The sequence below is a fragment of the Bacillus sp. CIS52 genome, from assembly GCF_053545315.1.
In genome coordinates this window covers 404,436-417,428 of sequence record NZ_JBIUFR010000001.1, presented here as the reverse complement: position 1 = coordinate 417,428, position 12,993 = coordinate 404,436, and the positions used below count along the sequence as shown (strand labels likewise).

Below are 12,993 nucleotides of genomic sequence, written 5' to 3'. Positions count from 1 at the left end.
TGTTAGAATTGTGCTAAAATTTAGTACAAATCTAAAAAGCTTATCAAGAGCGGCTGAGGGACTGGACCGATGACGCCCGGCAACCTGCGTATCATGCAAGGTGCCGCATCCAGAAAAATGCACAGCATTTTGAAGATAAGGGCTATAACGGGTCACTGTCTTTCATTCCGCTGGATTGAAAGTTTTTTATATGAAAAAAGATTGAGGGATAAGACAACCGGCAGAAAACAACAGCTGTTTGATTGTCTCCGGGAGGAGGAAAGAAAAAATGCTAACGTATGACACATGGGAGGAACCGGCGATTACATTTCCGGAAGACGATTCCTATAAAGGCGCGCTGTCCGTTTTAAAATGGGCATACGGCCACTACGGAGACCAGCTTGTTTACGCGTGCAGCTTCGGGATTGAGGGAATCGTCCTGATCGATTTAATTTCTAAAGTGAAAAAAGACGCGGAAATCGTGTTTCTCGATACAGGACTTCACTTTAAAGAAACATATGAAACGATCGAAAAAGTGAAAGAACGTTACCCGGGACTGAACATCATCCTGAAAAAGCCCAGCCTTACTCTTGAGGAACAGGCCGAGGCTCATGGAGATAAACTGTGGGAAAGAGAACCGAACCAGTGCTGCTTCATCAGAAAAATTCTGCCGTTAAGAGAAGCGCTTGCCGGGCGTCCGGCATGGCTGTCCGGCCTCCGACGCGATCAAGGGCCGAGCCGGGCGAATACGAATTTCCTGAATAAAGACGATAAGTTTCATTCCATTAAAGTATGCCCGCTGATCCACTGGACGTGGAAAGACATCTGGAGATATACATCCAAGCATGAGCTGGATTACAACATTCTTCATGATCAGGGCTATCCGAGCATCGGCTGTGAACCGTGCACTTCACCTGCGTTTACCGCAGAAGACTTGCGGAGCGGCAGATGGAACGGAATGGCGAAAACAGAATGCGGACTGCATGAATAAAGGAGCTGCACAATGGAATTAGCCGCTATTTTATTCTGCCTGTTTTTCGCCATGAATATCGGAGCCAGCGGAGCCGCGGCTTCAATGGGAGTCGCTTACGGGTCCGGCGCCGTTAAAAAGAAAACGTATGCGCTGATCATCTGCGCGGCTGGCGTCCTGTCAGGGGCGGTTATCGGCGGCGGAGAAGTCGTTAAGACGATCAGCGGCGGAATCATTCCCGAACAGACCATTACGCTCACCATTGTCTGCATTATTATCGGAGCTGCGGCGTTATCGTTATTCACGGCGAATGTGCTCGGCATTCCGCTGTCGACGAGCGAGGTCACCGTCGGGGCGATTGTCGGGGTCGGAGTCGCGTACAAAGTATTGTTTCTGCAGCATCTTTTGGTCATCGTGATTTTTTGGGTGCTCGTTCCGTTTGTCGCGTTCTGTTTCACGTTTCTCGTATCGAAGGTATCCAGTTCTCTGAATATTCGAGTCATTTCGAGCCGGAAACAGAAGGTTTTGGGGATTGTCCTGCTTATTGCGGGGTTTTGGGAAGCTTTTTCAGCCGGAATGAACAACGTCGCAAATGCGGTAGGGCCTTTAGTTGCCGCCGGCGTGCTCAGCGTGTCCAAAGGGACGCTGTACGGAGGCATCTTTGTTGCTCTCGGCGCTCTGCTTTTAGGACGCAGAGTGCTTGAAACCAACGGGAAAAAGATTACGAGATTTTCCGCCGGCGAAGGCATACTGCTTTCCGGAACCGGGGCCGGGCTTGTCATTATCAGTTCCGTGTTCGGTCTGCCGGTTCCTTTGGCGCAGGTGACATCATCATCAATCATCGGTATCGGAATGGCCAAAAACGGGCCGAACGTTTTTCATAAAGAAGTCGTGAAAACGATGCTCAAAGTATGGGTCGTTTCACCGTTTTTGTCACTGTCGATTTCGTATCTGCTTGTCTCTCTGCTGTTAAAAGGAGATTACTATTCCATCTTTATGATGGCCAGCGTGCTTTTGGCAGCTGGCGGAGCCGCCAGTCTGATGAAAGCCATCCGAAAAGAGAAGCGCTCTGTCCATGAACAAGGCGGGGGCATTTAACTATTAATCTGAGTTTATTTATCTGTTAACTGGGAGGAAAATGTACTATGAGTCTAGCACCGCACGGAGGAACATTAGTTAATCGGGTGAATGAGCAGTATGATCTTACATCCGTCCAAAAAGAAATTGAGCTGGATTTGATTTCGTTTGCTGATTTAGAGCTGATCGGAATCGGTGCCTACAGCCCGATTGAAGGATTTTTCACAGAAAAAGATTACGTGTCAGTCGTTGAAAATATGCGTCTGGCATCCGGGGCCGTCTGGTCTTTGCCGATTACACTTCCGGTCGATTCAGAAAAAGCGGCTGAGCTTGCTGTCGGAGACACCGTAAAACTGACTTACGGCGGAGAAACATACGGCGTAGTGGACATCGAAGATATTTATACGCCGGATAAACAAAAAGAAGCCGTTCACGTATATAAAACCGATGATGACGCTCATCCAGGAGTGAAAAAACTATTTTCACGCGGCGATACGTATGTCGGCGGGCCGATCACATTAATTAAAAAAGCGTCAAAGCAGTTTCCTGAGTTTACATTTGAACCTGCTGAAACGAGACGAAGCTTTGAAGAAAAAGGCTGGAAAACCATCGTCGGTTTCCAAACGAGAAATCCGGTTCACCGCGCTCACGAATATATCCAGAAAACCGCGCTTGAGACGGTTGACGGCCTGTTTTTGAACCCGCTCGTCGGTGAAACAAAATCAGATGACATTCCGGCGGATGTCAGAATGGAAAGCTATCAGGTGTTGCTCGATCATTATTATCCGAAAGACCGCGTTTTCCTCGGCGTATTTTTGGCGGCAATGCGGTACGCGGGACCGAGAGAAGCCATTTTCCACGCGCTTGTCCGCAAAAACTACGGATGCACGCATTTTATCGTCGGCCGCGATCATGCCGGCGTCGGTGATTACTACGGCACATACGAAGCGCAAGAGCTGTTTGATCAATTTACAGCGGATGAGCTCGGGATTACACCGATGAAATTCGAGCACAGCTTCTTCTGCCAAAAATGCGGCAACATGGGAACGGCCAAAACATGTCCGCATGACAGAGAAGACCACGTCATTCTGTCGGGAACAAAGGTCAGAGAAATGCTGCGAAGCGGCGTCATGCCGCCGGCGGAATTCAGCCGTCCTGAAGTTGTCGATGTGCTGATTAAAGGGCTGAAAACGAAAGAAGAAGCAGGCGTTTCTTAAGGAGGGAAAAAGAGTGACAAATCGTGATATCGTATGGCATGAAGCCTCAATAACGAAAGAAGAATACCAGCAGAAAAACAAGCATAAAAGCTCTATCCTCTGGCTGACGGGTTTAAGCGGTTCAGGGAAATCTACGATTGCAAACGCTGCAGCCCGCGAGCTGTTTGAACAGGGCTATCAAGTCATTGTGCTTGATGGAGATAACATCCGTCACGGCTTAAACAAGGACTTAGGATTTTCTGATGATGACCGCAAGGAAAATATACGCCGAATCGGGGAAGTGGCAAAGCTTTTCGTTCAGCAGGGCACCATCGTCATTACGGCTTTTATTTCTCCGTTCCGTGAGGACAGAGATCAGGTGAGAGCGCTCATGGCAGAAGGCGAATTTAATGAAATCTATGTGAAATGCGACCTCGATATATGTGAAAAGCGCGATCCGAAAGGTTTGTATAAAAAAGCCAGAAACGGCGAAATTCCGTTCTTTACGGGAATCGACTCACCGTATGAAGAGCCGAATGCGCCTGAGCTCGTACTTGATTCAGGAAAATATGAACGCGAAGAATGCACCGGCAGACTGATTGATTTTGTGAAAAACAGCTTAGCATAATAAGTCCGAAAAGGCCGCGCAATCAGCCGGATATCCCCTAATGGCGGGATATGGTAAAATAGCTGAGGTGCGGCCTCGCGGCTGTTCTGTGAAGATGTCAAAACGGATCGGGGAGACATGCTATGGGGAAAGTATTTATCGTTGGAGCCGGTCCGGGAGATCCGGACTTATTAACGGTCAAGGCAATGAAAGCCATACAGAAAGCGGACGTTATACTATATGACAGATTGGTAAACAAAGAGATTTTACAGTATGCAAGAGAAGAAGCGGATCTGATTTACTGCGGAAAACTCCCGGATTTTCATATTATGAAGCAGGATACGATCAACCGTTTCCTTGTGAAGTATGCGAAAAAGGGAAAAACCGTGGTCAGGCTCAAGGGGGGCGACCCGTTTGTTTTCGGCCGCGGGGGCGAAGAAGCGGAGGCTCTCGCGCAAAACGCCATTCCGTTTGAGATCGTTCCCGGCATTACATCGGGAATCGCGGCAGCTGCTTACGCCGGCATTCCCGTGACGCACAGGGAGGCGAGCTCCAATGTCGCATTTGTTACAGGGCATTATAAACAAGAAGACGACTTTGAAGAAAAATGGAAAGCACTGGCGACGGGCATTGATACGCTGGTGATTTATATGGGGATTAAAAATATCCGGCAGATTGAAAGAATGCTGCTGGAAAACGGCAGAGACGGCGGCACTCCGGCGGCCTTTATTCATTGGGGAACGACGGACAGGCAAAAAACAGTCGTCTGCACCGTCAGCACACTTTCAGACACAGTGATAAAAGAAGAAATCAAAAATCCGAGCTTAATCGTCATCGGTGATGTCGTTAATTATCACTGCAAGCTGGACTGGTTTGAATCTGAACTGAAAAATCCGGATCTGAGCGAGGCGTTGTAAATGAAGCAGGCGATTTTATACATCGGGCACGGAAGCCGGCTGAAAAAAGCGCAGGCAGAATCGGCGGCGTTTTTAAAAGGGTGCATGCCGCACGCTGACGCTCCCATTCAGGAAATCTGTTTTTTAGAACTGCAGGAACCGTCTATTGAAGCGGGCTTTGAAGCATGTGTCAAACAAGGCGCCACTCATATTGCAGCTGTGCCGCTGCTGCTCTTGACCGCTGCCCACGCAAAGCATGACATTCCGGCTGAAATCGCCCGTGCAGCGGCCCGGCATCCCGATATAAAAGTAACATACGGTGTCCCGATCGGAGTGGATGATGAAGTCGTCAAAGCGGTGCATCATCGCATTGAGGACACCGGAGTGCCGATTGAGCAGGCGAAAGTGGTGCTGATCGGCAGAGGAAGCACAGATCCGGCGGTTAAAAATGCCGTCAGTGAGATTGCCGGAAAACTTGAGGCGATCACACCTGTTAAAGAAGTCATCCCTTGTTTTTTAACAGCCTGTGATCCCCACTATAAAGAAGTGTTTGCAGGCCTTGAAGAAGATGGCGGAGCACCCGTTTTTATCGTCCCGTATCTTCTGTTTACAGGGCTTTTAATGACTGAAATTCAACGGGAAGTCCAAAAGCTTCAGACGGTCAATCGAAATGTGCATCTCGCTTCATACTTAGGTTTTCACCCGCATATTAAGCAGGCGTTTTTGAACCGTGTGACAGAGGCTGTTCGAAACCCCGGCGGGCAGTTTGATTTTAAGGGGGGACAGTATGCTGCCTCTTCACATTAATCTCAGCGGAAAAAGAATTGTCATCGCGGGCGGGGGCAATGTTGCCTTAAGAAGGCTGAAAACAGTGCTTCCGGAAGGCGCGGATATTACTGTAATCAGTCCCGATGTCCTGCCTGAAATTAAACAGCTTGCGGATGAAGGACGCATCCGTTGGATTGCCCGGAAAATTGAAATGAAGGATCTCACGCCCGCTTTTTTCATTATTGCCGCGACAAATGACCGAGGCGTGAATCAGAAGATAGCCGCAAGCGCTTCTGAAACGCAGCTGGTCAACTGTGTAAGCAACGCTGAACAGGGCACAGTATATATGCCGAAGATCATCCGCAAAGGACGCATTGAAGTATCAGTATCAACAAGCGGTGCAAGCCCGGTACATACGAAAAGACTGGCTGAAAATATTGAGCCCTTGATTACTGATGATTTAGCTGAAGAAGTGGATCGATTGTTTGAGAAAAGAAGAAGACGATAAAAACTATACCTTGTCTGTCATCAGGCAGGGTATTTTTTATGCTTTCCTGATTGCCTTGCTGCTTTCGAGACGAGGGAAAATGATTCAAAAAAAGGAAGCGGGCTGTTTCGTTCAGAATTTGCTTATGTGAACGCTGACACGGGAGTCACCGCCGCCCGCATACAAAGGAACAAGCCGATCAGAGAAGGCAGACATGACAGGAAACCGTTCACATCCTGTAAAGATCTGTTCTGACGGCTGGAGGGCCTGTCTCCATTTATGTTCAGAAATGAGGTAATAAAAAAACACCACCAAGCTGAGTGCGGTATCAGCTTGATGGTGCGTTTATTTTTTCAGCCGTATGACAAGATCGGCATCAGGTGTGACAAATACGGTATGCTGGCTGTCATAGGTGACGAAGCCGGGCTTTGCGCCGTTTGGCTTTTTCACATGTCTGATTTTTGTATAATCAACCGGTACGGAGCCGGAATCTTTCGCCTTGGAAAAATAAGCGGCAATTGCAGCTGCTTCCAATATGGATTGTTCATCCGGATCGCTGCTTTTAATCACAACGTGGGAACCCGGAATGTCTTTCGTGTGGAACCATACATCATCCCTTGCGGCGGCTTTTGTCGTTAAGTACTCATTTTGTTTATTGTTTTTGCCGACAAGGATCGTCAATCCCTGCGAAGATTCATATTGCTCTAAAACAGGAACGTGCTGTTTCTGTTTTTTCTGTCCTCTTTGCTGTTTCGGACGCAGATATTTGCCTTCGACAAGCTCCTCCCTTATTTCGTGAATATCCTTTGTGGAAGCGGAGGAAAGCTGCTGGATCAGCTGATCGAAATAAGCGATTTCCTCCTCGGCCAGGCGGATCTGTTCTTTTACAACCTCAACGGAATTCTTCGCTTTTTGATATTTTGTAAAATACATCTGCGCGTTTTCGGACGGTGTTTTGTTCGGATTTAAAGGGATGGTCACCGTCGGACTCTCTTCATCATAGTAATTGATGACGTTCGCTTCTTTGTCGCCTTTTTTCAGCATATACAAATTCGCCGTCAGCAGCTCGCCGTATAGCTGGAATTCTTTCGCGTTCTCTGAGTAGTCCAGTGTCTTTTCCAGTTTTTTGATCTTGTTGGCGTTCTTTTTTCGTTCATTTGCGACAAACCGCTCAAGATCCTGGGCCTGCTGTTTAACGCGGTCGCGCTCTGCTTTTCCGAAATAAAACCGGTCTAACAGTTCACTCAGTGATTGAAAGGTTCGCTCTTCTCCGTTTACATGCGTGAGAGACAGGAGATAAAAGTATTCCTTTCCGCCTGCTGTCGTGATGTTCGGTGTAAACCTGCAGTCCTTCACGCTGCGGAACATCTCTGTCAGCGTCTTCGGCAGCGTTATTTTGTTAGCGAGGCCCGCTCTGTGAACAGCTTCTTTTGCAAACAGCGGAGAAACCCCGGAGAAATGTGTGACGATCTGCTGGTCAAGCCGCCCTTCCTGAAAACTGAGATGACGCAAAATGTCCTCTTCATCCGCAGCAAGCGGCGAAATTTTTTCCTGAGCGGGAGGGAGTTTGTAATCATAGCCCGGCAGAACGGTCCGGTAGCTGTTCATTGACGGAGATAAATGCTTCAGTCCGTCAATGATGGCACCTTCTCCGTCAGTGAGAATAAAATTGCTGTGGCGACCCATAATTTCAACATACAGTGTTCTGATGGTTTCGTCGCCGATTTCATTTCTGCTTTTTATGCGGAATATCATAATCCGGTCTAATCCGGCCTGTTCTATTTTCTCAATAAAGCCGCCTTCTATATGCTTTCTGAGCAGCATACAAAACATCGGGGGCTCGCTCGGATTTTCATAGGCCTGGTTTGTCACGTGCACCCGTGAATAGCTCGGATGCGCCGATAATAATAATTTATGGTTTTTTCCGTTAGCGCGGATATGGAATATTACATCGTGCTTAAAAGGCTGGTGGACTCTCGTAATCCGGCCTCCGGCGATCCGGCTGTTTAATTCATGTGTCATTCCGTATGTAAACATGCCATCAAAAGACATATAAAACACCCTTTCCTTCTTCCTGCATTCGATAATTATAGCATGAAAAGGGACGAGTCAGAATAAGCTTGTTTACAGAGTGACATCTCTAAAGCGAGGCAGGGGAGTGGACGAGAAGAATGAAGTTTCATGAAATGGGTCAAACCGATTTGCTGAAAGCAACAAATACGTCCATTAAACAGGGATTGACCGAAAAAGAGGTGAAAAAACGCCTTGAAAAGCACGGACCGAACGAGCTTCAGGAGGGTAAGAGGACACCGGCGATCGTCGTGTTTTTCGCCCAATTTAAAGATTTTATGGTGCTCGTGCTGCTTGTGGCAACCTTAATTTCCGGGTTTTTAGGCGAATATGTAGATGCCGTGGCGATTATGGCGATTGTATTTGTCAATGGGGTGCTCGGTTTTTTTCAGGAGAGACGGGCGGAGAAGTCTTTACATGCATTAAAAGAGCTGTCAACGCCGTATGTGTCAGCATTGCGGGACGGGAGCTGGAAGAAAATTCAGTCCAAGGAGCTCGTTCCCGGCGATATCGTGAAATTTTCAAGCGGCGACCGGATCGGCGCTGATGTCCGGATCGTTGAAGCGAAGAGTCTTGAAATCGAAGAATCGGCGCTGACCGGGGAATCGATCCCGGTTGTCAAACAAGCTGATAAGCTGAGAAAGCCGGATGTTTCTTTAGGCGATATCAACAATATGGCGTTTATGGGGACGATCGTAACGCGCGGCAGCGGTGTCGGCGTCGTCGTCGGTACAGGAATGAATACGGCAATGGGGAAAATCGCCGATATGCTGGAATCCGCCGGCAATCTTTCAACACCGCTGCAGCGAAGACTGGAAGAGCTCGGCAAAATCTTGATTATCGTCGCGCTGCTTTTGACGGTATTGGTCGTTGCAGTCGGCGTCTTACAGGGACATGAGCTTTACAGCATGTTTTTGGCCGGGGTGTCATTGGCCGTCGCAGCGATTCCGGAAGGGCTTCCCGCCATTGTTACGGTGGCATTATCAATCGGCGTTCAGCGCATGATCAAACAAAAATCAATTGTCAGAAAGCTCCCGGCAGTTGAAACATTGGGCTGCGCCTCTGTCATTTGTTCTGATAAAACCGGCACGCTGACACAAAACAAAATGACCGTCACCCATATGTGGTCAGGGGGAAAAACATTTAAAGTGTCAGGTATCGGCTATGAGCCGGCGGGAGTTTTTACACGCGATGAGCGGGAAATCAAGCCGAAAGATGAGAAGATGCTTGAACAGATGCTGGTTTTCGGCGCATTATGCAATACGTCCGAAATAGAACTGAAAGACGGTCATTATGTGCTTGACGGCGATCCGACAGAAGGAGCGCTGCTGACGGCCGCGAGAAAAGGCGGCTATTCAAACGACTGGCTCAGTGAACAATACCGGGTTGTTGCCGAGTTTCCGTTTGACTCCGTCCGCAAAATGATGACCGTCATCGCCGAAGATAAGGAAAAAAAGCGGTTCGTCATCACCAAAGGAGCGCCTGATGTGCTGATTGAACGCTCGTCACATATGATGCACGGCGGCAGAAGTGCGCCGTTTTCAGAAGAAAAGAAAGCTGAGGCAGAAGCGGTCTTGAAAGAACTGGCGTCGCAAGCCCTCCGGACGATCGCGATTGCTTATAAACCGTTAAATCCGGGTGAAAAGCCGACAATGGAGCAGGCGGAAAAGAACCTGACGATACTCGGCCTGTCCGGCATGATTGATCCGCCTCGTCCGGAGGTCAGACAGGCCATTAAAGAATGCCGTGAAGCGGGCATTAAAACGGTGATGATTACCGGTGATCACGTCGAAACGGCAAAGGCGATCGCGAAAGATTTGCGGCTTCTTCCGAAAAAAGGGCGTGTGATGGACGGAAAAACGCTGAATAAGCTTTCTGAAAAAGAGCTTACGGAGACAGTCGATGATATTTACGTATTCGCACGCGTATCACCTGAACATAAATTGAAAATCGTCAAAGCGTTTCAGGAAAACGGACACGTCGTCGCCATGACAGGAGACGGAGTAAATGACGCCCCGGCCATAAAGCAGGCTGATATCGGCGTTGCTATGGGCGTGACGGGAACGGATGTGGCAAAAGAAGCGTCCTCTCTCATTCTGGTAGATGATAACTTCGCTACGATTAAATCAGCCATAAAAGAGGGGAGAAATATCTATGAAAATATAAGAAAATTCGTCCGGTATTTACTCGCCTCCAACGTCGGTGAGATTTTAGTCATGCTGTTTGCGATGCTTCTCGCTCTGCCGCTGCCGCTCGTTCCGATTCAGATATTGTGGGTGAACTTAGTCACTGACGGGCTGCCGGCTATGGCGCTCGGTATGGATCAGCCGGAAGATGACCTGATGAGGCGGAAGCCGCGGCATCAGAAAGAAGGGGTATTTGCGAGAAAACTGGGCTGGAAAGTCGTCTCAAGAGGATTTTTAATCGGAGCCGCAACCATTTTAGCGTTTATCGTCGTGTATCACCGCAATCCTGAAAATCTCCCGTATGCACAGACCGTCGCATTCGCGACTCTTGTTCTGGCTCAGCTTATACACGTATTTGACTGCCGGAGCGAAACGTCTGTTTTCTCCCGTAATCCGTTTGAAAATATCTATCTGCTCGGCGCCATCGTTTCTTCTGTTTTCCTGATGGCCATCGTCATCTATTATCCGCCGCTGCAGCCTATTTTCAAAACTGTGCCGATTACGCCGGGCGATTGGATGCTGATTCTCGGCATGTCGGGCATACCTACTTTTTTGCTGGCGGGTTCACTTTTGACAAGAAAAAAATAATTCCATATGATATAATCTTAGGGGTAATAGCATGTCTATTGCCCTTTTATTTTGATAATGGGAAAGAATTGGGTGTTTCATATGATACGGAGTATGACAGGCTTCGGCAGCGCAAGCAGCACAAAAGGCGATCTTTCGGCAACCGTTGAGTTGAAATCCGTCAATTACCGGTTCAAAGAAGTGACCGCCCGTCTGCCAAGGCCTTTGCTATATGTAGAGGATAAGCTGAAACAAATCATATTGCAGCATATACAGCGCGGAAGAGTAGAACTGTTTCTTACTGTAAACAGTGACGCGCTCATAAAAAGAAGCCTGAAAATCGATTGGGAGCTCCTTGATGAATATGTGAGCGCCGCCCGCGTCATGAAAGATCGCTACAGCCTGGCCGCTGAACCCGACGCAATGGATTTCTTTGCTTTTGAACACATTGCACAGATTCATGAAGAGCAGATGCGTGATGACAAGCTTGAAGAAGTCATCAGGGAGGCTGCTGAGCTGGCGGTAAAGGAACTTTGTGACATGAGGGAAAAAGAAGGCCGGCTTTTGGCGGAAGACTGCTTTCTGCACATTGAGCGGCTTGAGACGCTGTCCGAACGGGTGAAAGACCGCGCTTCGGCCGTTGTTACCCATTACCGCGAGCGTCTTTACGCCCGAATGAAGGAATGGACGGAGGACGCGATTGACGAAAGCAGGCTGATCACGGAATGCGCCATTTTCGCCGACCGTTCTGATATAACGGAAGAAATTACCAGATTAAAGAGCCATTTTGTTCAATTCCGTGATATATTAAAAGAAGGCGGTGCAGTCGGCCGCAAACTTGATTTCCTCGTTCAGGAACTTAACCGCGAAGCGAACACGATCGGCTCAAAAGCCAATGATCATCAAATCACAAAGCTTGTCGTGGAAATGAAAAGTTCTATTGAAAAATTGAAGGAACAAGTGCAAAATATAGAATAGCGACTGTGCGTATTGTTTACAGACGGTCTCTTCAGGTTACACTAGAGACGTCTATTTTACAGGGGGAACGTAGAAGATGACGATTAAACTGATTAATATCGGATTTGGCAATATCATCTCCGCCAATCGGATGATTTCGATTGTCAGCCCGGAGTCTGCGCCAATAAAGCGAATGATCCAGGATGCAAGAGACCGCGGAATGCTAATAGACGCTACATACGGACGAAGAACCCGTGCAGTTGTCGTCATGGATAGTGATCACATTATCCTATCTGCCGTCCAGCCTGAGACAGTTGCACACAGACTTTCTGTGAAAGAAGAAATTATGGATGAAGGGCAGGGGTAATTGCCGCATGAAAGAAAGAGGGTTATTAATCGTTCTCTCAGGTCCCTCCGGAGTTGGAAAAGGAACGGTTCGGCAAGCAATATTTTCACAAGAAGATACAAAATTTGAATACTCAATTTCAGTCACGACGAGAAACCCGAGAGAGGGCGAAGTCGACGGCGTCGATTATTTCTTTAAATCAAGAGATGAATTCGAACGCATGATTGAAAACAACAAACTGCTTGAATGGGCAGAATATGTCGGCAACTATTACGGAACGCCCGTTGATTATGTCGAACAGACGCTTCAAGAAGGAAAAGACGTCTTCTTAGAGATTGAAGTGCAGGGCGCGCTCCAAGTGCGGAATGCATTTCCGGAAGGCCTGTTTATCTTCTTAGCGCCGCCGAGTCTTTCTGAGCTGAAAAACAGAATCGTGACAAGAGGAACAGAAACAGACGATTTAATTGAAAACAGAATGAAGGCCGCCAAAGCTGAAATCGAAATGATGGACGCGTATGATTATGTCGTGGAAAACGACAATATCCAAACGGCTTGTGATAAAATTAACGCAATTGTTCTCGCCGAGCACTTAAAGCGTGAACGCGTTGCTCCGAGATATAAGAAAATGCTGGAGGTAGAATAACTTATGTTAGATCCGTCAATTGACTCTTTAATGAATAAATTAGATTCTAAATATACTTTGGTGACTGTGTCTGCAAGACGCGCGCGTGAAATGCAGATCAAAAAAGACCAGCAGATTGAACATACCATTTCTCACAAATATGTAGGCAAAGCTTTAGAAGAAATTGACGCGGGCCTGCTTTCGTTTGAAAGAGAAGACAGCGAATAACAAGCACACGTAGCAACCTATCTCTACATAGGTTGTT

13 protein-coding genes and 1 riboswitch are annotated in these 12,993 nt (G+C 47.8%); of the genes, 12 read left to right on the top strand and 1 reads right to left on the bottom strand.

Features of this window, described 5'->3' with window-relative positions; translation table 11 throughout:
- The first annotated feature begins 37 nt into the window (after positions 1-37).
- A riboswitch (SAM riboswitch) is annotated at positions 38-142 on the top strand.
- A gap of 126 nt (positions 143-268) precedes the next feature.
- The 7 genes from ACH32G_RS01520 (at position 269) to ACH32G_RS01490 (ending at position 6,001) form a co-directional block, all read left to right on the top strand.
- Entirely contained in the window at positions 269-970 is a 702-nt protein-coding gene (locus tag ACH32G_RS01520; protein WP_016936177.1) for a phosphoadenylyl-sulfate reductase, read from the top strand.
- A 12-nt stretch (positions 971-982) separates the two neighbouring features.
- Entirely contained in the window at positions 983-2,047 is a 1,065-nt protein-coding gene (locus tag ACH32G_RS01515; RefSeq protein WP_016936176.1) for an inorganic phosphate transporter, read from the top strand.
- Between the two features lie 47 nt (positions 2,048-2,094).
- Positions 2,095-3,243: a sulfate adenylyltransferase gene (gene sat, locus ACH32G_RS01510; protein WP_049628445.1), complete on the top strand. Its 1,149-nt coding sequence runs from the start codon at positions 2,095-2,097 to the stop codon at positions 3,241-3,243.
- 13 nt (positions 3,244-3,256) lie between these two features.
- Complete coding sequence (cysC, locus tag ACH32G_RS01505; protein ID WP_316100256.1) at positions 3,257-3,850, top strand: adenylyl-sulfate kinase; 594 nt, start codon at positions 3,257-3,259, stop codon at positions 3,848-3,850.
- A 122-nt stretch (positions 3,851-3,972) separates the two neighbouring features.
- Entirely contained in the window at positions 3,973-4,746 is a 774-nt protein-coding gene (gene cobA / locus ACH32G_RS01500; RefSeq protein ID WP_016936173.1) for a uroporphyrinogen-III C-methyltransferase, read from the top strand.
- On the top strand, positions 4,747-5,532 hold the full coding sequence (locus ACH32G_RS01495) for a sirohydrochlorin chelatase (protein WP_016936172.1): 786 nt from the start codon (positions 4,747-4,749) through the stop codon (positions 5,530-5,532).
- A complete protein-coding gene (locus ACH32G_RS01490; RefSeq protein WP_099744253.1) occupies positions 5,513-6,001 on the top strand; it encodes a precorrin-2 dehydrogenase/sirohydrochlorin ferrochelatase family protein in 489 nt (162 codons plus the stop codon). The genes ACH32G_RS01495 and ACH32G_RS01490 overlap by 20 nt, the downstream gene beginning before the upstream one ends.
- A 324-nt stretch (positions 6,002-6,325) precedes the next feature.
- On the opposite strand, the gene ACH32G_RS01485 is transcribed toward ACH32G_RS01490, so the two are convergent.
- Entirely contained in the window at positions 6,326-8,032 is a 1,707-nt protein-coding gene (locus ACH32G_RS01485; protein WP_448813917.1) for an Rqc2 family fibronectin-binding protein, read from the bottom strand.
- Between the two features lie 119 nt (positions 8,033-8,151).
- On the opposite strand from ACH32G_RS01485, the gene ACH32G_RS01480 reads away from it, so the two are divergent.
- From ACH32G_RS01480 to rpoZ, 5 genes are all read left to right on the top strand, one after another.
- Positions 8,152-10,824 carry a calcium-translocating P-type ATPase, SERCA-type gene (locus ACH32G_RS01480; protein WP_198698845.1) on the top strand — a complete coding sequence of 891 codons (2,673 nt, stop codon included), beginning with the start codon at positions 8,152-8,154 and terminating at the stop codon, positions 10,822-10,824.
- Between the two features lie 81 nt (positions 10,825-10,905).
- Positions 10,906-11,781 carry a YicC/YloC family endoribonuclease gene (locus ACH32G_RS01475; RefSeq protein WP_029575206.1) on the top strand — a complete coding sequence of 292 codons (876 nt, stop codon included), beginning with the start codon at positions 10,906-10,908 and terminating at the stop codon, positions 11,779-11,781.
- A gap of 76 nt (positions 11,782-11,857) precedes the next feature.
- Positions 11,858-12,127, top strand: coding sequence for an extracellular matrix/biofilm regulator RemA (gene remA, locus ACH32G_RS01470; protein WP_003154355.1), 270 nt, complete (start codon positions 11,858-11,860; stop codon positions 12,125-12,127).
- Between the two features lie 7 nt (positions 12,128-12,134).
- On the top strand, positions 12,135-12,749 hold the full coding sequence (gene gmk, locus ACH32G_RS01465) for a guanylate kinase (protein ID WP_016936166.1): 615 nt from the start codon (positions 12,135-12,137) through the stop codon (positions 12,747-12,749).
- A gap of 3 nt (positions 12,750-12,752) precedes the next feature.
- A complete protein-coding gene (gene rpoZ / locus ACH32G_RS01460) occupies positions 12,753-12,956 on the top strand; it encodes a DNA-directed RNA polymerase subunit omega (RefSeq protein WP_003154346.1) in 204 nt (67 codons plus the stop codon).
- Positions 12,957-12,993 lie beyond the last annotated feature (37 nt).

Bases quoted from the DNA above. Each gene is read 5' to 3' on its own strand.
- ACH32G_RS01485 (WP_448813917.1), bottom strand. From the start codon at position 8,032: ATGTCTTTTGATGGCATGTTTACATACGGAATGACACATGAATTAAAC.
- ACH32G_RS01480 (WP_198698845.1), top strand. From the start codon at position 8,152: ATGAAGTTTCATGAAATGGGTCAAACCGATTTGCTGAAAGCAACAAAT.
- rpoZ (WP_003154346.1), top strand. From the start codon at position 12,753: ATGTTAGATCCGTCAATTGACTCTTTAATGAATAAATTAGATTCTAAA.
- ACH32G_RS01475 (WP_029575206.1), top strand. From the start codon at position 10,906: ATGATACGGAGTATGACAGGCTTCGGCAGCGCAAGCAGCACAAAAGGC.
- ACH32G_RS01515 (WP_016936176.1), top strand. From the start codon at position 983: ATGGAATTAGCCGCTATTTTATTCTGCCTGTTTTTCGCCATGAATATC.
- sat (WP_049628445.1), top strand. From the start codon at position 2,095: ATGAGTCTAGCACCGCACGGAGGAACATTAGTTAATCGGGTGAATGAG.
- ACH32G_RS01520 (WP_016936177.1), top strand. From the start codon at position 269: ATGCTAACGTATGACACATGGGAGGAACCGGCGATTACATTTCCGGAA.
- ACH32G_RS01490 (WP_099744253.1), top strand. From the start codon at position 5,513: ATGCTGCCTCTTCACATTAATCTCAGCGGAAAAAGAATTGTCATCGCG.
- remA (WP_003154355.1), top strand. From the start codon at position 11,858: ATGACGATTAAACTGATTAATATCGGATTTGGCAATATCATCTCCGCC.
- gmk (WP_016936166.1), top strand. From the start codon at position 12,135: ATGAAAGAAAGAGGGTTATTAATCGTTCTCTCAGGTCCCTCCGGAGTT.
- ACH32G_RS01495 (WP_016936172.1), top strand. From the start codon at position 4,747: ATGAAGCAGGCGATTTTATACATCGGGCACGGAAGCCGGCTGAAAAAA.
- cobA (WP_016936173.1), top strand. From the start codon at position 3,973: ATGGGGAAAGTATTTATCGTTGGAGCCGGTCCGGGAGATCCGGACTTA.